We start from the raw sequence: 23,802 nt of genomic DNA, 5'->3' as shown, positions 1-23,802 counted from the left end.
TTATGAATTTAATCAGCTGTCCAATATTTGGGGAGTATTATATACAATGGATTGATCACATCACAATTTTGCATGCTAAAACATTACTCAAATCTTCTAATTTATCAATTAAAGAAATTAGCAATGAACTTCATTTTGAGGAATCAAGTGTCTTTTGCAGATACTTTAAAAGAATAGCAGGAGTATCGCCAAAAACGTACAGGAATGAATAATAAATGATATTTTATCCCCACTTATTACAGATTTCTGAACAATAATTGCTTTCAGATTGTATGTAAAGACCAGTAAATTGTCAATACTGACCTTTTGTCTCTGTTTACTTTTACAGCATGAAAAAAACAGATAAAAAAGCAGCTATTGGATTTATATTTATCACGTTGTTGATTGATATTACAGGTTGGGGAATCATCCTTCCCGTGGTTCCTAAACTCATAGGGGAACTTATCCATAGTGACCTTAGTGAAGCAGCAAAATATGGCGGCTGGCTCGGCTTTGCTTATGCAATTACACAATTTGTGTTTGCGCCTATAGTTGGTAATCTTAGTGATAAATATGGAAGACGCCCCATCATTTTAATTTCTCTTTTTGGATTTGCAGTTGATTATATGCTATTAGCACTTGCGCCTTCTATTGGTTGGTTATTTTTGGGAAGAATCATTGCCGGGCTCACTGGGGCTAGTATTTCAACAGCTAGTGCATACATAGCCGACATATCCACTGATGATGATAGAACCAAAAACTTCGGTTTAATCGGAGCTGCTTTTGGACTAGGATTTATTATAGGGCCAGTGATAGGTGGTTTACTTGGACATTATGGCGCTCGAGTTCCTTTTTATGCAGCAGCTATATTATGTATGCTGAATTTCCTTTATGGGTTTCTTATACTTCCAGAAAGTCTAGAAAAAAATAAACGTCGATCATTTGACTGGAAACGTGCCAATCCCATTGGGACTTTTAATTTTTTGAGAAAGCAGCGAAAAATATCAAATCTCGTCGTTGCTTTAATTTTGGTCTATGTCGCCTTGCATGCTGTACAGAGCAATTGGCATTTCTTTACCATGTATAAATTTAATTGGACAGAAAGAACTGTAGGCCTATCACTTGGTTTACTGGGCTTATTGATTGGCGTAGTACAGGGAATTCTAATAAGGTGGACAACCCCGAGATTGGGAGAACAGAAAAGTGTATATTTTGGTTTGCTATTCTATGCTTTGGGTTTAATGCTGTTTGCATTTACCAACCAAGGGTGGATGATGTTTGTTTTCCTCATACCTTACTCCTTAGGGGGAATATGCGGGCCGGCACTACAATCAATAATCAGTAAAAATGTTCCTTCAAATGAGCAGGGTGAACTTCAGGGAGCATTGGCAAGTTTAGTGAGTGCCACCTCTATTATCGGCCCTCCAATTATGACAAACTTATTCTTCTATTTTACCCATGATAAAGCGCCATTTCAATTTTCAGGAGCCCCGTTTTTTCTAGCATCCATTTTAACGTCTATTAGTGTGATTATTATATATTTTGCTTTTCGACCATTAAAAAATGCCAATAATCCAAATAAATAGGTGGAAAGATTGGGTGTTTTGGCTTTGGCTGATCAGGAGCAGGAAAGATATGATAAGAAAATGGAAATTTTTTTTGGGAAGATAAGATTTTAGTTATTGTAATAGGATGAGTATAAATAATTTACTGACTGTTTAAATGAGTTCTTGCTTGCGTGCATAAGACAACAACTCAGTAATGGAATTTACATTTGCCTTGGTCATCATTTTACGTCTATGTGCCACAATGGTATGCTTGCTAAGGTATGTCCGTTCTGCAGTTTGGGCAATTGACAACCCATGTGCAAAATGCTGTAAAACCTCCAATTCCCTAGCTGAAAATGAAATCATACTTGTTAAAGCGTTTGAATTAATTTCATCTATTACCGGGCTGATGTATTGGTGACCGCTTTCTATGGTATTCAGGCATTCAAGTATCGCATCAAATCCAGATGATTTACTAACAAAACCATGAGGACTATAACTAAGAATATTTGATATTGCTGCAGGACTGATTACAGAACTCATGACAATGATAATGACATTTTTATTTAATCGTTTGGCATCATTGATGAGAGGGAGGCAATTCTTGTTTTTTAAATAATAGTCTAGGAAAAGATAAATCTGAAACTTGGAATGTTTAATCAGGAATTGGGTTAAATCCCGTTCCTCGTTAAGGGTATGCACTGAACGAAAAAGCTCTAGTCGTTCAATTAATGCCGAAAAAGAGTCAGCAAATAAAAGGTGATCATCAAATACTATTGCTATGGGCTTTTCTTTTTTCATGTAGCTTCTATAAATGCTTCGAATGTAGCAAAAACATGAGATTTGATACAGCTGAATAATGTTTTTCATGATAAATAGCAATAAAATGCTGTTTGATTAAATAACATAGCATTTTATTGTCTAAATAGTTAATCATTTGTTTCAATTCATAACGTCTGTATTAGTTTTGGATAACCTAATGGCTGAGCTCAATTATGACTATCACCGGTACAAGTATTAATCAATAAATATGATCCTTTAATAATGGTAAGCCATTAGCTGTGCAAATAACATAATAATCTTTAATTTTTGAAATGCGATTAACCATTAAAAATGCCGAAGCCGTTTACATTAATCCTGCTTTACGACCAAGCCGATTAAATGTAGATATTACAGAAATAGAGCTGCATGATGTATTATTTCAGGTAGATATTAACCAAGCTATAAGCTATTACGGTATAACTGAATTACTTGATGCGATTGGTGATCAGGAGATTAGGTCACATCTTTTAGACTTGGAAAGACAGGACCCGCAGGATTAACATATCATAATTTATGCCTGGATATCTACTTGCTGATATCACATGAGGCAATTACTATCATTAATGATGATAAACATTAAGGAAACAAGTAGAAAAACGGCTTTATTACACACCTTTATTTTTACTAATTGCATAACAAATTATTGTTATTCTTCTTAATAATATAGCATGATATTGGTGTAATGCATGCATCCGTGATTTACTTCACAATAAGTAGTCTTAATTTCAGTTTGTCATAGTTTCAATTTAATTATGGCTAGCTAAAAGAACGCACATCATCCCTAACCCCTAATGAAGATAAAATTAAAATCCCTGTTATCTACGGGAAAAGCTCATGCCCATCAAAAAGAAATAATTGGTTTTATATCTGGAAACGATCCTAAAAAAGGTGCGGTTTTTAAAGCTAATATTTTTAAAAACCTTTTGTATTATGACGTAGCCAATATCATGAAAAAAGTCATGTGGATTAGCTTGATATTAGGCTTCTCTACGGTGGTTTCTGCTCAGCAAAAGATAAAAGATGGTTCAGTTGGTGGTAATGGCTTGCCGAACAAAGACGCCATTCTTGAATTGGAGAGTACTAACAAGGGTATGTTACATGTGCGGGTTGCCTTAAAGCTTACTACGGATGCTTATCCGCTGAATATGCATGTAGCTGGTATGATGGTTTATAATACTACTGCTCAGAATGATGTGGTACCAGGTATTTACTATAATGATGGAACGAAGTGGATTTTGGCAAAGGGTACCTCTGGTACTATACATGTGCAAAATATGGAAGGCACAACAGGTGCACCCGGTCAGCCTGGTCAGCCTGGTGGTCCTGCAGCAGGAGTTACCGTTGTAATCAACGATAGTGGCACTTATGTATATAACTCACAAAACAATACATGGACGAATATTAAGGGTGCGACAGGTGCTCAAGGCCCTATAGGGCCTCAGGGTGTTGCAGGTGCTCCCGGACCGAAAGGTAGTTCGGTAAGCATCGGAACAGGTAATCCTGTTAATGGAAATGGGACAGCAGGTGATAGCTATATCAATACGATTACAGGAGAAATTTTTGTTTACAATGGCACAACCTGGATTTCTAATGGTAACATCAAAGGCCCGAAAGGAGAAGCTGGCGCTACTGGAGCAACCGGCGCACAGGGTATTGCAGGAACAAACGGGACCAATGGTACAAACGGGACTTCAGTAAGCAGTGGTGCTGCTGCACCAACTGGAACCGGTACAACAGGTGATACCTATATCAATACGACTACAGGTGAGACTTATGTTTACAATGGTACGACCTGGGTTTCTAGCGGTAACATTCAAGGTCCGAAAGGGGATGCTGGAGCAAGCGGTGCTGCTGGTGCACAAGGTATACAGGGTATTGCAGGAACTAACGGGACCAATGGTACAAACGGGACTTCAGTAACCAGTGGTGCTACTGCACCAACTGGAACCGGTGCAACAGGTGATACCTATATCAATACGACTACAGGTGAGACTTATGTTTACAATGGTACGACCTGGGTTTCCAATGGCAGCATTCATGGCCCTAAAGGGGATGCTGGAGCAACCGGTGCTGCTGGTGCACAAGGTATACAGGGTATTGCAGGAACAAACGGAACCAATGGTACAAACGGGACTTCAGTAAGCAGTGGTGCTGCTGCACCAACTGGAACCGGTACAACAGGTGATACCTATATCAATACGACTACAGGTGAGACTTATGTTTACAATGGTACGACCTGGGTTTCTAGCGGTAACATTCAAGGTCCGAAAGGGGATGCTGGAGCAAGCGGTGCTGCTGGTGCACAAGGTATACAGGGTATTGCAGGAACTAACGGGACCAATGGTACAAACGGGACTTCAGTAACCAGTGGTGCTACTGCACCAACTGGAACCGGTGCAACAGGTGATACCTATATCAATACGACTACAGGTGAGACTTATGTTTACAATGGTACGACCTGGGTTTCCAATGGCAGCATTCATGGCCCTAAAGGGGATGCTGGAGCAACCGGTGCTGCTGGTGCACAAGGTATACAGGGTATTGCAGGAACTAACGGGACCAATGGTACAAACGGGACTTCAGTAAGCAGTGGTGCTGCTGCACCAACTGGAACCGGTACAACAGGTGATACCTATATCAATACGACTACAGGTGAGACTTATGTTTACAATGGTACGACCTGGGTTTCTAGCGGTAACATTCAAGGTCCGAAAGGGGATGCTGGAGCAAGCGGTGCTGCTGGTGCACAAGGTATACAGGGTATTGCAGGAACTAACGGGACCAATGGTACAAACGGGACTTCAGTAACCAGTGGTGCTACTGCACCAACTGGAACCGGTGCAACAGGTGATACCTATATCAATACGACTACAGGTGAGACTTATGTTTACAATGGTACGACCTGGGTTTCCAATGGCAGCATTCATGGCCCTAAAGGGGATGCTGGAGCAACCGGTGCTGCTGGTGCACAAGGTATACAGGGTATTGCAGGAACTAACGGGACCAATGGTACAAACGGTACTTCGGTAACCAGTGGTGCTACTGCACCAACTGGTCCAGGTGCAACAGGTGATACCTATATCAATACGACTACAGGTGAGACTTATGTTTACAATGGTACAACCTGGGTTTCTAGCGGTAACATTCAGGGTCCGAAAGGAGCAACCGGCGCTGCTGGCGCACAGGGTATTCAGGGTATTGCAGGAACTAACGGGACGAATGGTACAAACGGGACTTCAGTAACCAGTGGTGCTACTGCACCAACTGGAACCGGTGCAACAGGTGATACCTATATCAATACGACTACAGGTGAGACTTATGTTTACAATGGTACAACCTGGGTTTCCAATGGCAGCATTCAGGGCCCTAAAGGGGATGCTGGTGTACAAGGTATTCAGGGTATTGCAGGAACTAATGGGACGAATGGTACAAACGGAATCAATGGTACAAACGGGACTTCAGTAACCAGTGGTGCTACTGCACCAACTGGAACCGGTGCAACAGGTGATACCTATATCAATATGACTACAGGTGAGACTTATGTTTACAATGGTACGACCTGGGTTTCCAATGGCAGCATTCAGGGCCCTAAAGGGGATGCTGGTGTACAAGGTATTCAGGGTATTGCAGGAACTAATGGGACGAATGGTACAAACGGAACCAATGGTACAAACGGTACTTCAGTAACCAGTGGTGCTGCTGCTCCAACTGGTCCAGGTGCAGCAGGGGATAGCTATATCAATACGACTACAGGTGAGACTTATGTTTACAATGGTATAACCTGGGTTTCTAGCGGTAACATTCAGGGTCCGAAAGGAGCAACCGGCGCTGCTGGCGCACAGGGTATTCAGGGTATTGCAGGAACTAACGGGACAAATGGTACTAACGGTACTTCAGTAACCAGTGGTGCTGCTGCCCCAACTGGAACCGGTACAACAGGTGATACCTATATCAATACGACTACAGGTGAGACCTATGTTTACAATGGGACAACCTGGGTTTCTAACGGCAACATTCAAGGTCCTAAAGGAGATGCTGGCGCACAGGGTATTCAGGGTATTGCAGGAACAAACGGAACCAATGGTACAAACGGAACTTCAGTAACCAGTGGTGTTGCTGCCCCAACTGGAACTGGTGCAACAGGTGATACCTATATCAATACAACTACAGGCGAGACCTATGTTTACAATGGTACGACCTGGGTTTCCAATGGCAGCATTCAGGGCCCTAAAGGGGATGCTGGTGTACAAGGTATTCAGGGTATTGCAGGAACTAATGGGACGAATGGTACAAACGGAACCAATGGTGCAAACGGGACTTCAGTAAGCAGTGGTGCTACTGCACCAACTGGAACCGGTGCAACAGGTGATACCTATATCAATACGACTACAGGTGAAACTTATGCTTACAATGGCACGACCTGGGGTTCTAGCGGTAACATCAAAGGTCCTAAAGGAGATGCTGGCGCACAAGGTATTCAGGGTATTGCAGGAACAAACGGTATCAACGGTACAAATGGCGTGGATGGTCAAGGTGGTGTTACGCAAGAAGGAACTGGTATCAGCATTACTGGCACTGGAACTACAGCTAGTCCATATATCATTAATAATACAGTTATTGATACCGATAACCAAACTATTACAGATTTTTCGGTTGACGCAGCTACAAAAATACTTACGCTTACTTTAGAGCGAGGAAATACGAAAACAATAGATTTGACTGCCCTAACAGCAAATACTGCGGATAATGGCTTAACCAAAACAGGTGCAAATACCCAATTAGGTGGCGCTTTGATTAAACCAACCACAATTACCGCTAACGCCACCAATACAATAGCAGTTGCAGGTTTACAAGCCGGTACAGTTACAGATAATTTAGTTGTTGCAGATCCAACAACTGGGGTGTTAAAATCTATACCCATGCTATCGATGAATAATATTTATAATGCAAATGGTACGCTTACTTCTACCCGCACACTTGGACTTAACAACCAGCAACTTACTTTTAATGGCACTAAACAACAAACTTTTTGGAGTGCCGATGGAAGTATGAACCAGTCTGGTTCAGGCGGGAGAGCTTCGCTAAGCATGTATGGTGGTGATGATAGTAACCTGTTCATCCAGCAATTTGAAAATGCCGAGGCGCTGATAACTATTGGGGGTAATAGCACTAGTTTGAATTTGAGTACGAACAGAACTAACGTTTCGGCACCCATTACCTTTAGCACCTCTATTGGGACTGGGAGTAACGGTACTGAAAAAATGCGTATTACTGGTGAGGGGAATGTTGGTATAGCTACTGACTCGCCTTCAGAAAAATTAGATATAGGTAGTGGAAATGTACGTATCCGCGATATTTTTGGCGCTGCTGGAAGCCCAACGACAGACAGAATAGTTGTAGCAGATAATACAGGAATTCTAAGAACTGCTGCGATTACCGATTTGAATACCAATATCTACGCCAATAACGGAACATTAGCATCGAATAGAATTGTGACTACAGGGGATAACTTCTTGAGGTTTTCTGGTAATGGAAATAATGTTACGGTGACGAATACAGGTACACAAGGAAGATTAGCTGCAACAGGTAGCACCAGAGGATCCTTAGGTATCATTGGTGGTTCAGGGGCAACTACCAGTTCGCTAGAACTATATACGGATGCGAGTAGCCTCGCACAAATAAATGCTTCTGGTGCTGGATCTACTGGTTTGTCTATCGGAACATCAGTAATTACACCTCTTACTTTTAAAACGAATGGTTCAAGCAGGATGACATTAACCTCAACTGGTGAACTGGCTATAGGTGCTACTACTGCTCCATCATTTGTAGTAGGAGGCTCAACAATCCAACCTAAATTACATGTAGCTGGAGATATTTCTACTACTGGTAAAATCTGGACAACGAATAGTGTTTACGCTGATTATGTATTTGAAGATTATTTCAACGGATTCTCTAAGATCTATAAAGATTACAAATTCAAATCTTTAAAAGAGGTTGCCGAGTTTATCAAAGCTAATAAGCACTTACCAGGCGTAACACCAATTTCAGAAGTTAATGTAGGTAAAAATGGTTACAACATAGATTTAACCCAATTGTCTATGCAACAATTAGAGAAACTAGAAGAGTTGTATCTGCATGTAATTGAGATGAATGATAAGTTGAACCAAAAAGATAAGGAGATCAAAGCACTTCAAAATAAAACTAACGAATTGGAAGAACGCTTGAAAAAACTAGAGCAGTTATTGAATACTAAGCAATAACAGGAAAAGAAAATCTTAATGAGATCCCTTTCTGCTTTGAAGGAAAGAATCCATCAACGAAGACTATGAGAACACTATACGTATTAATATTATCCGCTTTCCTGGCTTGTATTTCCATATCAAAACTACATGGACAAACGCCTGGAGGGGTTTTAGGTCTTGATTTCTGGGTAAAATCAGACGATGCAGGAACTATCTCTACTGCCTGGAAAGATAATTCTTCCAATGCAAATGATATTCCGAATGTAGATGGAATGACACTTTCTCCTGCTGATAGAGCGCATAATTTCTATCCTTATACCAGAGGTTATACTACATCTAAATTCTTTTTCGCAACTTCAGCTCCTAATACAGTTCTTACTAAAAGTGTTTCCCCTGCAAATATTCCTTCTGGTGGTACAGCGACTTATACTTTTACCCTTAATAATACTACTTCCGGTAGCGTTGCGCAAACCAATTTATCTTTTACGGATAATTTGCCAAGCGGTTTGCGTTTGGCCGCCAACCCTAATGTGGTAGTTACTGGTTTAACAGGCGGTACGGTAACAGCAGTTGGTGGAGGAAACGTAGTTACTGTATCTGGCTATAGTCAGGCTGCAAGCTCTACGGCTACAATTACGGTAGATGTTACCAATATGCCCGGCCAAGGAAATGCAAGCTGTGGAAGTAACCCAGCAGCTTTTACCAATACGGCAGTCAATATTACTAATGTGAGCTCAAATATTACTAATAATGTTGGCAATATTTGCCTGGTAGTTTCTCCTTTGCCATTTGATTGCAATTCGCAGATGTATTTAATACAAAATACCAATACAGGGCTATATAATATACTGACTTCTACAAATCCTTTCACTTTCCCTATTATCGGCTCAGCAGCAGCGTATCAATACAATGCAGCTGGTTTTAATCCAGTCGATGGTTATATCTATGCTATGAAGACTTTGAGCAACAATCTTCTTAGAATTGATCTTTCGGGCACCATTACAGATATGGGGGCTGTTACGGGTTTACCAGCTGTAACTGGAACAACTAACTATAATAGTGGAGAGATAGATCACCTCGGGAATTATTACATTAAAGCTTCAGGGGCTAATTCCACCTTGTATAAGGTAAATATAAATACACAAACAGCAAGTACAATCGTATTAAGCCAATCTTCACGACCATCTGATTTGGCGTATAGCGTAACCACAGGGTTATTATATGGCGTTGATTTCGATGGTACATTATTCACTATTAATCCTTCAAGTGGTGCTGTTACTTTTATTGGAACTTCTCCAGGTACGGCAACTTTCGGAGCGCTTTTTGCATCAAGTACAGGTCCTATTTATGGTATTGACAATGCAGGAGGCTTTTTCCAGTTTAATTTAACCACGGGAGCTAGGACGCTTATTTCCGATGCACCATTAAGTGGTAATAACGATGGTGCCCACTGTGTAACTGCTCCCATTACTTTTAGTGCAGATCTTTCAGTTACTAAAACTGATAATGCAACTACTTACACCCCTGGATCAAGTAGGGTATATACCATTGTTGTAAAAAATAATGGCCCTTTCGGAGTGCTTAATGCTAGTGTTCTGGATAATGTACCGTTAGGAATCCCTAATGCTAATGTTAGTTACACAGCTGTTGCTTCTGCCGGTAGCGGAACAGCAGTTACCGGCACTCAAATTGGAGCAATTAACGATTTGGTATCCTTACCTGTAAATGGAACAGTTACTTACACGGTTACGGTTTTGGTTCCCGCTTCTTTTACTGGCGATTTAGTAAATACAGTAACTATATCCCCACCAACTAACATTGTAGATCCTGATTTGAGTAACAATCAAGCAACAGATACAGATATTAATGGTTGTACACAGCCAGGTGTTTTCGATCAACCAGGAGAAATTAGTAAAACCGGTATTTCTGATCTAGAGGGCTTTACTGGCGGAACAACAGGATGGCCAGCTAACGTGCCGAATGGGTTTATTGTTGTTGAATCGAAGAAAAAAGGTTTTGTTATAACTAGGGTGAGCTCTTCTGCTGCAATTACCGACCCTAAAGAAGGCATGTTAATTTATGATTTAGCCGCTAATTGTGTTAAGTTATACAATGGGACAACTTGGAATTGCCTGACTAAAAGTTGTTTATAAACAGATACGAACTTGAAGATGATGAAAAGATTTTTAATATTAATACTATTGGGTTTTAGATTAGGTGTATTGGCTCAAACCGCTGTTGAGAAAAAAACAGTTGATGGAACATCTACAGTTTTGGATTTTGCTTCTGGCACCACAAAGGGTATCATTTTACCCGCCGTTGAAACTTTACCGGTATCACCTGCTAACGGAACTTTTTTACTTGATAAAACGGACAAAAAAATTAAGATGTTCCAGAATAATGTGTGGGTTGAATTATCCGGAGCAGGGGATATTGCAGGAATGGTACCTATAGCGCCATATAGTGGCACTGTTGATAATGGAAAGCAAACAGTAATCGGTGCAAGATCCACCTCGGCAGATGGTGTTTTGGTATTGGAATCTGCAAACAAAGCTATGATTCTGCCTAAAATTTCAAATCCGCATCTTAACGTAAAAAGCCCATATCCTGGCATGATGTGCTATGATACAAATAGAAAGGCATTAGCTGTGTTTGATGGAAAAGTTTGGAACTATTGGAAATAAAAACGAGGTATCAAATGATCTTTTTTAAAATGGAGCAAATTATTAAAAGACGTTTAGAGCTATGTGGTTTAATACTTGTCGCATTTATATGCCTGGTACAAACAAGTGTGGCCCAAACAGGTTCCGGAAGTATGACTGTAGATAATTCTGTTGTTACAGTTTCTGCTGGTACAACAGAACAGCGTTTTAGTGAGGGTACTTATTTTGGTCCGAATGCGAACTGGCAAATCGATGGTACATTAGAAATTTATAGTAAGAATATTTGGATTGCGCCTGGAGCAACGTTTAGGGGTTCTGGTAAAATTGTGATTTATAATCCAGGGAGTAATCCATTTTATACATCGATGGCATCCGGACCAAGCAATATCGATGGAAACAATTCAGACTTCATTAACTTATTAATTGAACATCGCAATTCCGATAATATCCTATTAAAAGATATTAATGATCCTGGGTTTGGAATTACAAACCCAAGTGGGGTATTATCGGCGACATTAAATATGGGAGGTACTTTAGATCTTGCAGTTAATGGTGCCGATGTAGTTCTTAACGGGCATAACTTAGCATTCAACAGTAGTGGGAAAATTACAAATTTCAGCAAAGATCGTATGGTAATTACCGGAAATAGTATTGTTGGTCACTTGGTCAAAGAATATGCCGGTGCAGATTCATTTGTTTTCCCGGTAGGTATTGCAGAAAATGATTATACACCTGCAACACTAACAACCCAAAGTGCCAATAAGTTATTTGTGAGTGTGCAAGATTATGCAAGTGCAGATAAAACAGTTAAAAATCAGGATCAAAGTATGGACAGGGTATGGCACATATACGGTTCATCTTCTGCAATTGCATTAATGACATTACAGCACAATAGCATAACAAATAGGAACCTTTTTACAGATGGAAATGCGGCGATTTCTCGCTACATAAGCGGCGATAGATGGGATATTTTAAAAGGAACTAATCCTGCTCCGGGAGTGCATACGCGGAATAATATAATGGTTTCAACTGATATGGCAGCTAATGGTAGCTACTTTACTAAACTAGCTGTTTCAGGGGCATCGTTATTTATTCCGAACCTTTATACCCCTAATGGCGATGGTAAAAACGATGCTTTTGAAATACGAGGATTAGAGCTATTTGCTGAAAACGACCTTACCATTGTAAATCGTTGGGGTAACGAGGTGTATAAATCTCATAACTATCGAAATAATTGGACAGGAGAGGGCTTGAATGAAGGTACTTACTATTATATTCTTCGGGTGAAAGAGCGTACAGAAGGTGAATGGCAAGTATTTAAAGGATATATCACTTTGATTAGGACATTTTAATATTAATGTACAAGTTGGTGAACAATTATCTTGTTTAGCTAGTTGTCGACCATTGTTCAACCAACATATTTGAAAAACATGAAAAGGATATTACAGATATTAAGCTTACTTTTTTTATTCTCCAATGTGGTTAATGGCCAACAGGATGGGCAGTTCAGTCAATATATGTTCAATGGAATTTATATTAATCCAGCATATGCAGGGTACAGGGAACAGTTAAATCTTCATGCATTTTATCGCAATCAGTGGGCTGGTATTACTGGGGCACCTAAAACCATGTCATTAGCAGTTGATGCCATTGCCAATGATGGAAATGTTGGTCTTGCCTTACAAATTTCAAGTGATCGTTTGGGCGCTCAGCATAACGACGCTGTGTATGGTAATTATGCCTATAGATTACGCATGAACCATGATGGCTCAGCAAGACTTGCATTTGGTCTTGGAGTGGGAGCGGTACAATCGGGCATTGATGGAGCCAACTTGAACCCCAACGAAACTGAAGTTTATCAGCCCGCTGGTATCCAGAGTAGTATAGTGCCTGATGCAAGAGTTGGAGTCTACTTTTCTAATGATCGTTTTTATGCAGGATTTTCGGCAGATAATCTGATATCTCAATATAACAGAATTGATAGGTATACTTTTATTGCCCAGCTAAAACCTCATTATTATCTAACAGCAGGTATATTGTTCCCTTTAAATCAAGATATTTTATTAAAACCGTCGATTTTATTAAAAGATGATCGGGGAGGCCCAACCAGTTTGGATATAAATGCTTTCGTTATCCTGGTAAATAAGTTTTGGGTAGGAGGTTCCTACCGTACTGGAGTAAAATTGTATAATAAAAATTATCTACAAAAAGAGTTAAGCCAATTGAATTCGGCTGTTATAGCTGTACAATTTCTAACAACAGAAAACTTTAGAATTGGTTATGCATACGATTTTTCTATTGGTCCGTTTCAAGGCTATAGTGGTGGAACACACGAAATTTCGATAAGCTATTTATTCAATCGAAAAAATACGAGAATGCTTACACCGAGATATTTTTAGTTTCTGTTCAAGTTTAAACTAAATTCCTGGAGAAAAAACATGAAAAAAAGCATATACAAATTAATTATAATTGTTATCACTTTGTTTATCAGCCAAACTCAGGTACGGGCTCAATATGTACTGCTTGAAGCCAATAAGCAATTTGAGCTTTATAACTTTAAAAAAGCTATTGATTTGTATGAACAGGCATATCAAAAGAAGCCAACATTGCATGCGGCCGAAAGACTAGCGCAAGCTTATGGCTATCAGAGTAATTACAAACAAGCTGAAAGCTGGTATGCCATTGCCGTTGGAATGCCCAGCACACCAATAGAAAATGTACTGCAATATGCTAAAGCATTACAGCAAAATTCAAAATATGCAGAAGCAAAAGAGCAGTATAAAAAGTATATACAATTAAATAAAACGGTTGATGCAAAACAACAAAATCTTTGGATGTTGAGCTGTGATTCGGCCAGGTATTGGTTGGAAAATCCTTCCAGGATTGTTATAACTAATGAGAGGACATTAAATACTCCCCAATCAGATTGGGGTGCAACCGTTTACGGGCAAAGCATTGTTTTTTCATCAGATCGTAGAAGTACACTGAATGACAAAGCATCGGTAAATAAGCCCTTCCTAAAGTTTGATCATGGCAAAAAACCAGATCGATTTATTTATGGTTGGACGGGAAACCATTATCTAAAACTTTATAGAAAAAATCAAGATAGCATTTTCAGTTTTGATTTAAATGTAAATACAAATTATCATGTTGGACCAGCAAGCTTTACGAAAGATGGAAATGAGGTCTTTTTCACTTTAACCAGAATACCCAAAAAACCAAAGTATGTTAAGGGGAAATTAGCTACTGTAAACATCGAGATTTATTCCAGCAAAAAAGATGCGCAAGGTAAATGGACAAATCCGGTCCCATTTAAGTATAACAAAGTAGATGAATATTCTGTTGGTGATCCTTTTATAACCGAAGATGGCAAACAGCTTTATTTTGTATCTAATATGCCAAATGGACTAGGTGGAACAGATATTTATGTAAGCGAGCGCAATGATAATGGAGATTGGAGATTGCCCAGGAATTTAAAGGAAATCAATACCAAAGGCAACGAACGTACGCCAATACTTGATGGTGATAACAATTTCTATTTCAGTACTGATGGTAGGATTGGAATGGGAGGTTTGGATATCTTTAAAACCCAATTGCTGGGAGGAAATACTACTGAACCCAAAAACTTAGGTTATCCTACAAATTCTCCGCAAGATGATTTTGCCTATTTAAAAACTTCTGAACTGACAGGTTACTTTAGCTCAAATAGGGCAGATGGATATGGCAGCGACGACATTTATAGTTTTACGGCGGAGAAGATTTTAAATTTTAAATTGAGCGGTAGGGTATTTGATAGAAAGAGCAACCAACCGTTGATGAACACTATAGTGAGCCTTGCTCGCAACAATAGTCAAATTTTAAAAGTTCAAACAGATGAAACAGGGAATTTCAGGTTTAACCTCGACCAGAACGCTGATTATCAATTAACAGGAGAAAAAACAAATTACAGAGCTGATGTTGCAATACTTACAACAAATAATTTAGCAGCCTCTACTGAAATCAAAAAAGACCTTTATCTGGAGAAAATTGAACTAGAGAAGGCCATTAAGATTGAAAATATTTATTATGATTTTGACCAGTCGAATATCCGACCAGATGCAGCTATTGAATTAGATAAATTGGTTAAAATTTTGAAAGATAATCCTACAATCTGGATTGAACTGGGGTCACATACCGATAGCAGGGGGAATGATCAATACAACCAATGGCTTTCGCAACGTAGAGCAAATGCAGCAGTTCAATATATCATCGACCGTGGTATTGATAAAAATAGGATCACGGCGAAAGGCTACGGCGAAAAGATTTTATTGAACAAATGTGCTAATGGTATTAAATGCTCAGAAACGGATCATCAGTTGAACAGAAGGACGGAGTTTAAAATAACTAAAAAATAAGAAAGGATTGGCCGATCTGTCATTGCAGTCCTACATTTGCTATCATAGCGTCCGTAGCAAGTAGTGGCTGGGGATTTTGGCCATACGAGGGATTACAATGGAATTGTTATCACAATTTCGGTGCCCTTTGTTCGGGAACTGATCTTGATATCTCCATTGAGGTATTTGGTACGCCTGCACATAGATTCCAACCCTATGGCAGATTTCCCATTTCCAGATTTCATTTTCCCTAAACCAACCCCGTCATCCATGACTTCCACGATAAGACTGGCTACTTCCTCGTAGATCAGGATATCGATATTTTTTGCCCTGGCGTGTTTGATAATATTGGTGATAGCTTCCTGGATGATATGGAGCAGTGCAATTCGCATATCCGGTCCAACTTTGCTCATCGCGTTGTCGTCAATGTGGATATTCTTGTTGTAACGGTCGTCGGGTAGTGTCTTGTCTGTCAATAATTTGATCTGTTTCTCAAAGGACTGTTCCAGTTGTCCTGCAGAAGCATTGAACCACTCGTGGCTTTTGTTCCGGGTTGTTTCGTAGGCCTTTGCTGTTTCCAATTGTAGTCTTCCAAGCCTGTTTTTTAAATTCATATCCTCTGTATCCATTGATAGAATTTCCAGTTGGTGTCTGATGGATGCAATGGAAGAGGAAAGTCCGTCGTGGAGATCCTGCCCCAGCCGCTGTTGTTCTTCCTTTACGGCCTCATATCTTGCTTCCTCCATTGCAACGATCTGCATGTTTGCAATGTTATTGAGCGCTTCTACCTGTGCCTTTGCTTTTTTGCTTCGATAAACCATAGTAAGATAGATGACCAGTATAAGAACAGATGCAGAAACAGAAATAAGTACCAGCCACATCGTCCGTTGATGCTTTATTTTTTCCGTCTTTTGAAGTGCTATGCTACTGTGTTCTGCCTGGGTATAGGCGTACAGGAGATCGCTGGATTCTGTCATAAGGCTTGCCTGTAGGTCCCGTTCCAGCTCCAGTGCCTCGGCAAGATGACTGTAGGCTCCTTGGTAATCTCCTCTTATCACCCGTAGCTTGGCTTTGAATTCGGCAAGGTCTGCGCTTTGGCTTTTGCCGAAATTCGAAGAAGATTCGTATTTCGCAATGTAGGATTGGAGACTGTCGGGATTCTTTAGGTTAAGGTAGTTTTCTAAGCGCAGACGCACCAGATTAATATCGATAAAGCTTGTCGCCTGGTCCTTATAAGTAGCTTTGAGAGCCTCCATACGGTTCAGCAGTTTTTTTACATCACCATACCTGTGTTCAAAATTAGCAACAGAATGCTCAATGTCAATCATTAAAAGATCGTTGTATAGCATCTGAGGCCTTCGGATCGGGTATTTGTGTTGGAGTGCTGTACCGATTTCCCTAGCCAATATCGCAGTTCGACGCACCGATCCCGTATCATTTATCTTGATATATCCCGTCAGAACCGGGGATAAAATATACATGGCATTGAGTCCGACCGACTCATCAGTACGGTTCTGTCGCAGGCGCATGGGGAGGCTTTCCAGGTATTTTTTTTCGTTCCTGAATACCTCTATGACTTTGTTATAAAGCCTTTGCTCCTGATAGATCTTACATTTTTGCAGTTGTTCAACCAAGGGGTGTTCTTCACCCTGTTTTTTATATTCTTCGGTAATTTTTTCCGCATAATACATGGATGCGCCTTTCTTCTTAAACATACGTGCATTGTTGAAAAAAAGGAAGTAATAGCTAACGCGGGCGCGTCCGTATTCTGTTTTGCTCCATGCTGTTTCTTCATATAGGTCTAGAAGATCAAGTAGTTCTTTGGTCTCAAAATGTCTGCCCTCAGAAAATAGCTGATGTGTAATGGAATCTGCCTTGATAAAGTACTGTAGTGCCGATACTTTGCCAGAATAGTATGCGTCATTCAGTTTGCCAAATTCTTTTTGTGGATCTGTCTTGGATTGGCCAAAGGCTTTCCGGCTTTGCCAGGTCAGCAAAAGAAAGAAAACAATCAGAAAATAAAAAATGCTCTTGGATGGGTAAAATCTGTTTTTCACAAAGGGGACAATAGGTAATTTCATGTACAAAGAAAAATAAAAACCTCTAAATCCAACTCAGAAAGATATTTTTTGTCTGATTTTTCTTTGATCACCTGTTGATAGGGATACAGATGGAAAAGGCATCAATTTCGGTAGCAAGTGTTAGAATCGTTGTTTTGAGATCAAGAAATTCAATAATACTATTATAAGAACTTATCAATTCACTAATTTGTTGCGGGATTTAAAGTTGGATTGCAATCATGTCCGTAACATTTTTAATAGATACGTCGTCTTAAGCTACAGTATCATGTTATGATAGAAATATTTCAGAACATCCGGGAAATCTATGACTTTACTGAGCCGTGCGGAGAGTTGCTGCCTTACGTGGAGTTCTTTTCAGAATCTTCTACAGAAAAGTGCGGGCTGTACTTTAATCGGGGCCATGCTAGTGTGACGATGTTCCAGAGTTGGACACCGACCTTCTATATTAACCTGACGGGTGGCTATATGATTGATGTCGGCGGTAAACTTCACGTCATCGATAATGAACAGGATATCCTTATCCTGCGAAATGGGACGGTGACGAGGCAAAACCGGCCTGGCGACCGTATCTTTACGGTCAAGTTTTACCCAGGCGGGCTGGAAGCGGTACTGGGCCTTAACCAAGTGTCCATGAGCGACCGTGTTATTAGCCTGGATCGCATAGTGTCGGTAGCATTGCTCGCTAAGCTGAAAGGCGCTTCGTCTTTTTGTGATCGGGTAACTGTTATAGAGACGTTCCTGCTGACCGCAATACGGGGAAAAAAGAAGGCCGACTACTATTCGCGGATGGTTAATGAGGCGATTGGCGAATATACCGCCACGGGTTTGCAGCTGAATACATCGGAAATTGCTGAACGCCTGTTCCTTACTTCAAAAAGTATGACCCGCTATTTTAATCGGGTGGTCGGTGTAGCGCCTAAAAGTTACTTTTCAGTGCTGCGGGCAAGAACAGCCTTGACGGCGATGATCAGCGGCCCTAATGGATTTAAGCCCTGGGCTTATGGTTACTATGATCCGGCGCATTTCTATAAGGATGTATTCAAGTTTACGGGGCGAAAAATCAGTGAGATTTTTTAAGATATGCAGATTGTCCGTTTTTTACTTTAAGCCGCAAGCTAATTCAAGTTACTTTGAAGTATGAAAGTCTATTCTCTTATCCGCATATATCTGACCTTAGCGCTCGGGCTAGTATTGCAAATTTTTGGGCAACCGGCATTTTCACAAAAATATTCGGTCCTTATTGAGCCTTGTCCCAAACTGGTAAAGGCTGACCCGCGGCTGACCCTGAAGACCGGCTACCTGGTGGTGCCGGAGAACCGGGGCAAGCCCCAAGGACGCAAGATAAAGCTGCCCTTTTTCTTTGTGCGACGTCCGGACCAGGACGCTCGCAAAAATGTATCGATCTATATAACAGGCGGGCCGGGTTACAGTACTACGGCGGGTATCGACAGTATCAGCTATAACTCAGGTTTTCTCAGGTACGGGGGCTTTATCGCTTTTGATCAGCGCGGTACAAAGCGGGCCATACCGAACCTGGACGCCGATGAGGTGTATGACGCGATAAAACAGAGCTATCTCGAAGATAAGAACAAAGACAGCCTTGTGATGCTGGCGGTTAAAAAATCCCGTGAGAATTTAATCAGTCAGGGCATTGACCTATCTGCCTACAATACGGCGGAAAGCGTGGAGGACATCAATGATCTGCGGCTGAAGCTTGGGCTTGACTCACTCAATCTGGTCGGCATTTCCTACAGCGGTGGGCTGATGCTGTCGATGGCGCAGCAGCATCCTGAAGGTGTGCGGACGCTGGTGCTGAATTCACCGCTGCCATCTTTTGTCACTTATGAGGAAAGTGCGCTAAACAATATCAATGAAGCGCTGGAACAAGTGTTTTCCAATTGTGCGGCAGATTCGGGAAGTGTCTATAAAGATCTGAAAATCCGCTTTCATAACTACTTCACTGATCTTGGAACTAAACGATTCCAGGTCAGGTATCTGGAAAAGAACGGTGCCGACAGTACTATTATTCATTATGGCAAACAGGAACTACTGGACGCTATTGTAAACCGACTCAATACGGCGCAGGTAAAAACGGTGCCATTGGTGATCTCAGAGATCCTGAGCGGACGAGCAGAACCCTATGTACGTGAGGTATTGGATGGTCATTTTGCGGGTAACCCATCTGTAAGCTTGGCGATGCGTTACTCCGTTTATTGCAGCGGACAGATCGCCTTTGCTAATCCCAAAGTCCAAAAACAGGAGGAAACACGTTTCCCGTGGCTGGCTGGTTATGTCTTCAACAATGTGGACCACCTGGTCTGTGATTGCTGGCAGGTGCGCCCTGTACGAAAAGCAATCCGGAAAAAGATATATTCTACTGTACCGGCACTGATCACTGCAGGCGATGCAGATCCCTGGTGCCGACCTTATTATAACCGGCTGATCAAAAGTGGTATGCCCAATGCGCAGCTGCTGATCTTGCATGACAAAGGGCATGGTCCAGGTTATGTATTTGGCGGTGTAAACTATCTTGACGAATTTATGAAAGCGCCGATGCAGCGGCTTAAGCCTATTGCAAGTGGTGTTACCGTTGAGTAATAGTGATGCTCAGCTCATGGCTTTTGCCAGAAATAATTGGGATTATTGGTAGCGTACGAAATGTTATCACCACTTATTTTTTTAGTTTGCTGCTGTATGGTACTGTACTTACCCGGATATAGGTTTACGTACTCGATAAATTGCTTCTCACCTTTTCGTGTTTCAAGATCCCAAGTACTTTTCACTGCACATTTTAGCCAATACAAGTTTTTAGACATGTAATAATCAAGGTAATTTTCCTTGGTTTTTTTCTCCTGATTATTCCAGTTGGCACCATCGTTCAACACCAAAGGACTCCCGTTGATCAATCTTGCCCTTACCTCTTCAATGCTCAGTAAGTTGCCTTTGTTATCACTTACATAAGCGTTGAACGTAGGGTCCATCCAGAGCCATTTATTCAGTGATCTTGACCATACCACATTGATTACATGGCAGTCAAAATCGGCCGTATCTTTTGGCATACAGGTTACCATACGTGATTTAAAGCCCATCGCCTGGTAGGCATCCTTCAATATAGTGGCCATCATCCTACAGTTAACTCCACGATTTTCCTTTTTGCAAACAGCAATCAGGTCAATTGCATTTCTCGATTTGGGGTTATCCGATGATCCATCATGCCTAACCACATTATGCGCCCAATACAAAAGGTTTTTGAACTTGCTGATCTCATCGCCATTACCACTTATGGAGTCGAGATTAAACTGATTTTTAAATGCAACCAGCTCTGGCGCTGATGCTTCTTGGTAAGAAAACGTGGGTAAACCGACATTTTGGGCAACATTATACGCACCTGATATTTTGAGTATATTACCATAATCCCCCTTTTCACGTAGCCGCTGTAAGGCATCTCTAAATCTTTTATCCTTTCGCAATCTGTCCAGATCACTATCTTTAACAGCGTGTGCATAGTTGGAATAACCCGCATCAACAGCTTGTCCAAAATAAGCAATCGCCTTTTCTTTTTGCCCTTCAAGAGCAGTAAAACGAGCTAGGTAATAATAGATATTTGGAACATAGCTTTGGTATTCTTTCTTTAATTCCGGAGATAACTCATTGTAACGCGCTAACACCTCATTAATTATAGCAAGCCCCTTAGCGTAATCTTTAGCTGCAGTAGCCTCCTTAATACTTTTGCTACAGGCACTGACAAAGGAGGTAAAGGCATTTCCATTGTTTTGTTGAGCCTGAGCAAAAAAAACAATTAGGCAAAGGTTTGAAATCAATAGTATCTTTTTCATAAATAAAATTTAAGTTTAACTGTTGACGTTCTGATTCGAAAAAAGGTTGCATAGCAAAAAACAGTCTGGGACTGTCATTGTAAACACTAAGTGTTCAAAGTATTCCCATTGAGGGGTACATTAAACCCTCTTTAATTAAGTTTAAAGAGGGTTTTTTGATTTTAAGAAAATTTCGATAATCTCATCAAAAGTAATTACAACTAAAATTGCTTATCGGGATGGATGATTCTTAACCCGAACTTAGGTTACTTAAGATAGTTTTGATACTCTGCATCTGTGGCAGTATCCCACCAAACAGGCATAGACCAGATATTTGGATCAGTTGCATGAGGATTTAAAGCAAGTGTATTTATAGAATTGTACTGTATTTCATATACCGGTGGTAATGCCCAACGGCGCATCCAATATCTTGGATCAGTTTTACCAGCACCCGTTAATTGAGCAGTACCTGTAAATAATGGCCCCCTGTCATAACCAGGATAAACAATCCCAAAGGATCCTACATTCCCTGCGCTAAAATTAAAACGGCGCATATCGTTCCAGTTTTCAAGGCTGCATCCCATTGCGATATATTTTTGCAACATAATGTCCTGCATGGTTAAAGCACCTCCATTCTGAACAACCGCATTACTTAAAAGATAGGTAGAAATGTCCGCTGAGCTCATTGGTTTCATGTCTGGATTTGTTGTACCATATACACCTTGCCATTCGGTCAATTTTGCCTGCATCATATTCAGGTGCGCATCTATTCCTCTTCTATAAGCTGTATAGGCACTGCCGGTTTGGCCTTTTCGCATATACACCTCAGCTTCAATAAAGCACATTTCATGGTAGGTTAAAATCTCAAAATCAGAAACCGGATGAATTTGGTATGAACCGGTAGAGCCAACCACGCCAGCTGTATACGCTGTAGAATTGACATACCAATTCACATCTGTCTGAGGTTGAGCTGCTATTCCCGAAGTGGCAATGGAGTTACTGCGTAAGTTTACATAAACCGTATCGCCAGCATATACATAATTAGTACTGTTGATATACATCGAACCAACCGGATAAGTAATGGTTATATCATTTCCGCTAACAGTATACGTTTTTCCTTTAGCAGCTAAAGAAGCAATAAAATCAGTCCTGTCACTTAAGTTTGATATGGTATACTTTATAGATGTATTTGTAGTAGCGTAAGCTGGCGTTACAATAGAAGTAGGGCTACCTGCTTTCAGCAGTCTTGTTGCGGAGCCATAGGAATCTACACCTATTGAACGGACCCAGGTATAAGATTGTACTCTACCATTGGCATCCAGTTTAACATTCGACATGGAAGCAGGTACAATTTTGGTCATCCGGGGATCTATTGCATTTGAACCACGCAAATTGGTTAGCAAGTTATAATAAAACTGAGAAATACGCTGATTGTTACCATAACCGGCATAATTAAAGTTTCCATTTGTGACTACAGGATCGGCAAGTAAATAATCAGTTGCCGTGCTGTTATTAAGACCTTGTTCTACTATATTATCGCCAATGGATTGTGGTCCTTTTGATAAACAGTAAAGAATAGAATCTGCATTATATAAATCTGATTTTTTTGATAGCTTAAGCATATAACGGGCTTTCAAGCCCCAGCATAATTTTATCCATTTGGATGCATCACCTTTGTTAATCATATCACCGGCTGCGAGCGCAGGCGCCCCTGCTTCCTGTGCCTTACTGAACAGGCTGATGGCTTCGTTCAATTTTGCCATACATCCATAATAAATGGTTTTGCCATCATCAGGCTTAGGGCTTGGATTTCCTGTCGCTGCCTGTGTGTACGGCATTTCGCCATAGAGGTCAAGCATTTGCATATAGCCTAATGCATGGAAAACATCGGCTGCAGCCATATAATGATAAGCACCCTGTGTTTTAGCTTTATTGTACATATCCTCCACGTTCGAAGATGTGGCCACAAACCATGTTTGGTATGGAGTGGTGGAATTGGCATTGGAACATTGCCATGTGGTAGAAAACGTGTTTTGAGCAGCTGCAATGGCATAATAAACACCAGCCTGGCAGGCCGTACGGAAATTAGTTACTCCTGCCGAATACATATAAAAGTGCTGAATCCAGGGCAATCTGTTTTCGATCTTTACAGTTTCGGTGTTTGGGTTATCTGGATCTACGTTAACATCTAACCATTTTTTACAGGAAGTTACCCCAACTATGAGTATGCATCCAAGTATAATATATTTTAATTTTTTCATGATTTATTTTTTGAAGTAA

Annotated in this window: 15 protein-coding genes; 11 read left to right on the top strand and 4 right to left on the bottom strand. The window is 40.6% G+C overall.

Annotated features, from left to right (window positions below; all coding sequences use genetic code 11):
- The first annotated feature begins 2 nt into the window (after positions 1-2).
- Together P0Y49_15925 and P0Y49_15920 are read left to right on the top strand one after the other, a co-directional pair.
- Positions 3-212, top strand: a complete 210-nt coding sequence (locus tag P0Y49_15925; protein WEK18280.1) for a helix-turn-helix domain-containing protein — start codon at positions 3-5, stop codon at positions 210-212.
- Between the two features lie 117 nt (positions 213-329).
- Entirely contained in the window at positions 330-1,565 is a 1,236-nt protein-coding gene (locus tag P0Y49_15920; protein ID WEK18279.1) for a TCR/Tet family MFS transporter, read from the top strand.
- A gap of 132 nt (positions 1,566-1,697) precedes the next feature.
- Here P0Y49_15920 and P0Y49_15915 read toward each other — a convergent pair whose 3' ends face one another.
- Entirely contained in the window at positions 1,698-2,327 is a 630-nt protein-coding gene (locus P0Y49_15915; protein ID WEK18278.1) for a response regulator transcription factor, read from the bottom strand.
- Between the two features lie 293 nt (positions 2,328-2,620).
- Here P0Y49_15915 and P0Y49_15910 point away from each other — a divergent pair, with 293 nt between their 5' ends.
- The 7 genes from P0Y49_15910 to P0Y49_15880 all read left to right on the top strand — a co-directional run bounded on the left by P0Y49_15910 (position 2,621) and on the right by P0Y49_15880 (position 15,647).
- Positions 2,621-2,848, top strand: a complete 228-nt coding sequence (locus P0Y49_15910; protein ID WEK18277.1) for a hypothetical protein — start codon at positions 2,621-2,623, stop codon at positions 2,846-2,848.
- 291 nt (positions 2,849-3,139) lie between these two features.
- On the top strand, positions 3,140-8,608 hold the full coding sequence (locus tag P0Y49_15905; GenBank protein ID WEK18276.1) for a hypothetical protein: 5,469 nt from the start codon (positions 3,140-3,142) through the stop codon (positions 8,606-8,608).
- A 65-nt stretch (positions 8,609-8,673) separates the two neighbouring features.
- Positions 8,674-10,743, top strand: a complete 2,070-nt coding sequence (locus tag P0Y49_15900) for a hypothetical protein (protein WEK18275.1) — start codon at positions 8,674-8,676, stop codon at positions 10,741-10,743.
- An 18-nt stretch (positions 10,744-10,761) separates the two neighbouring features.
- Positions 10,762-11,274, top strand: a complete 513-nt coding sequence (locus P0Y49_15895) for a hypothetical protein (protein WEK18274.1) — start codon at positions 10,762-10,764, stop codon at positions 11,272-11,274.
- A 14-nt stretch (positions 11,275-11,288) separates the two neighbouring features.
- A complete protein-coding gene (locus tag P0Y49_15890) occupies positions 11,289-12,605 on the top strand; it encodes a gliding motility-associated C-terminal domain-containing protein (protein ID WEK18273.1) in 1,317 nt (438 codons plus the stop codon).
- A gap of 78 nt (positions 12,606-12,683) precedes the next feature.
- The gene (locus P0Y49_15885) at positions 12,684-13,652 is read left to right on the top strand and encodes a type IX secretion system membrane protein PorP/SprF (GenBank protein ID WEK18272.1); all 969 of its coding nucleotides are present in this window, start codon (positions 12,684-12,686) and stop codon (positions 13,650-13,652) included.
- A 39-nt stretch (positions 13,653-13,691) separates the two neighbouring features.
- Positions 13,692-15,647, top strand: a complete 1,956-nt coding sequence (locus P0Y49_15880) for an OmpA family protein (GenBank protein ID WEK18271.1) — start codon at positions 13,692-13,694, stop codon at positions 15,645-15,647.
- A 92-nt stretch (positions 15,648-15,739) separates the two neighbouring features.
- Here P0Y49_15880 and P0Y49_15875 read toward each other — a convergent pair whose 3' ends face one another.
- On the bottom strand, positions 15,740-17,707 hold the full coding sequence (locus tag P0Y49_15875; protein WEK18270.1) for an ATP-binding protein: 1,968 nt from the start codon (positions 17,705-17,707) through the stop codon (positions 15,740-15,742).
- A 270-nt stretch (positions 17,708-17,977) separates the two neighbouring features.
- On the opposite strand from P0Y49_15875, the gene P0Y49_15870 reads away from it, so the two are divergent.
- Entirely contained in the window at positions 17,978-18,784 is an 807-nt protein-coding gene (locus P0Y49_15870; GenBank protein ID WEK18269.1) for a helix-turn-helix domain-containing protein, read from the top strand.
- A gap of 60 nt (positions 18,785-18,844) precedes the next feature.
- Positions 18,845-20,305 carry an alpha/beta fold hydrolase gene (locus P0Y49_15865; GenBank protein ID WEK18268.1) on the top strand — a complete coding sequence of 487 codons (1,461 nt, stop codon included), beginning with the start codon at positions 18,845-18,847 and terminating at the stop codon, positions 20,303-20,305.
- Positions 20,306-20,319: 14 nt separating this feature from the next.
- On the opposite strand, the gene P0Y49_15860 is transcribed toward P0Y49_15865, so the two are convergent.
- Together P0Y49_15860 and P0Y49_15855 are read right to left on the bottom strand one after the other, a co-directional pair.
- Positions 20,320-21,543 (bottom strand): transglutaminase domain-containing protein, encoded by a 1,224-nt coding sequence (locus P0Y49_15860; GenBank protein ID WEK18267.1) that lies wholly within the window; start codon positions 21,541-21,543, stop codon positions 20,320-20,322.
- Between the two features lie 245 nt (positions 21,544-21,788).
- Positions 21,789-23,783, bottom strand: coding sequence for a SusD/RagB family nutrient-binding outer membrane lipoprotein (locus P0Y49_15855; GenBank protein WEK18266.1), 1,995 nt, complete (start codon positions 23,781-23,783; stop codon positions 21,789-21,791).
- Positions 23,784-23,802: the final 19 nt, after the last annotated feature.

This window comes from Candidatus Pedobacter colombiensis (genome assembly GCA_029202485.1).
In the GTDB taxonomy this organism is placed as follows: Bacteria; Bacteroidota; Bacteroidia; order Sphingobacteriales; family Sphingobacteriaceae; genus Pedobacter; species Pedobacter colombiensis.
Note: the sequence above shows the minus strand (reverse complement) of the source record. Positions and strands in the feature narration are given on the sequence as shown.

What these genes read in the sequence shown, in the direction of transcription:
- P0Y49_15905 (WEK18276.1), top strand. Translation starts at nt 3,140, where the DNA reads ATGAAGATAAAATTAAAATCCCTGTTATCTACGGGAAAAGCTCATGCC.
- P0Y49_15890 (WEK18273.1), top strand. Translation starts at nt 11,289, where the DNA reads ATGATCTTTTTTAAAATGGAGCAAATTATTAAAAGACGTTTAGAGCTA.
- P0Y49_15875 (WEK18270.1), bottom strand. Translation starts at nt 17,707, where the DNA reads ATGAAATTACCTATTGTCCCCTTTGTGAAAAACAGATTTTACCCATCC.
- P0Y49_15900 (WEK18275.1), top strand. Translation starts at nt 8,674, where the DNA reads ATGAGAACACTATACGTATTAATATTATCCGCTTTCCTGGCTTGTATT.
- P0Y49_15920 (WEK18279.1), top strand. Translation starts at nt 330, where the DNA reads ATGAAAAAAACAGATAAAAAAGCAGCTATTGGATTTATATTTATCACG.
- P0Y49_15880 (WEK18271.1), top strand. Translation starts at nt 13,692, where the DNA reads ATGAAAAAAAGCATATACAAATTAATTATAATTGTTATCACTTTGTTT.
- P0Y49_15865 (WEK18268.1), top strand. Translation starts at nt 18,845, where the DNA reads ATGAAAGTCTATTCTCTTATCCGCATATATCTGACCTTAGCGCTCGGG.
- P0Y49_15925 (WEK18280.1), top strand. Translation starts at nt 3, where the DNA reads ATGAATTTAATCAGCTGTCCAATATTTGGGGAGTATTATATACAATGG.
- P0Y49_15855 (WEK18266.1), bottom strand. Translation starts at nt 23,783, where the DNA reads ATGAAAAAATTAAAATATATTATACTTGGATGCATACTCATAGTTGGG.
- P0Y49_15910 (WEK18277.1), top strand. Translation starts at nt 2,621, where the DNA reads ATGCGATTAACCATTAAAAATGCCGAAGCCGTTTACATTAATCCTGCT.
- P0Y49_15915 (WEK18278.1), bottom strand. Translation starts at nt 2,327, where the DNA reads ATGAAAAAAGAAAAGCCCATAGCAATAGTATTTGATGATCACCTTTTA.
- P0Y49_15860 (WEK18267.1), bottom strand. Translation starts at nt 21,543, where the DNA reads ATGAAAAAGATACTATTGATTTCAAACCTTTGCCTAATTGTTTTTTTT.
- P0Y49_15885 (WEK18272.1), top strand. Translation starts at nt 12,684, where the DNA reads ATGAAAAGGATATTACAGATATTAAGCTTACTTTTTTTATTCTCCAAT.
- P0Y49_15870 (WEK18269.1), top strand. Translation starts at nt 17,978, where the DNA reads ATGATAGAAATATTTCAGAACATCCGGGAAATCTATGACTTTACTGAG.
- P0Y49_15895 (WEK18274.1), top strand. Translation starts at nt 10,762, where the DNA reads ATGATGAAAAGATTTTTAATATTAATACTATTGGGTTTTAGATTAGGT.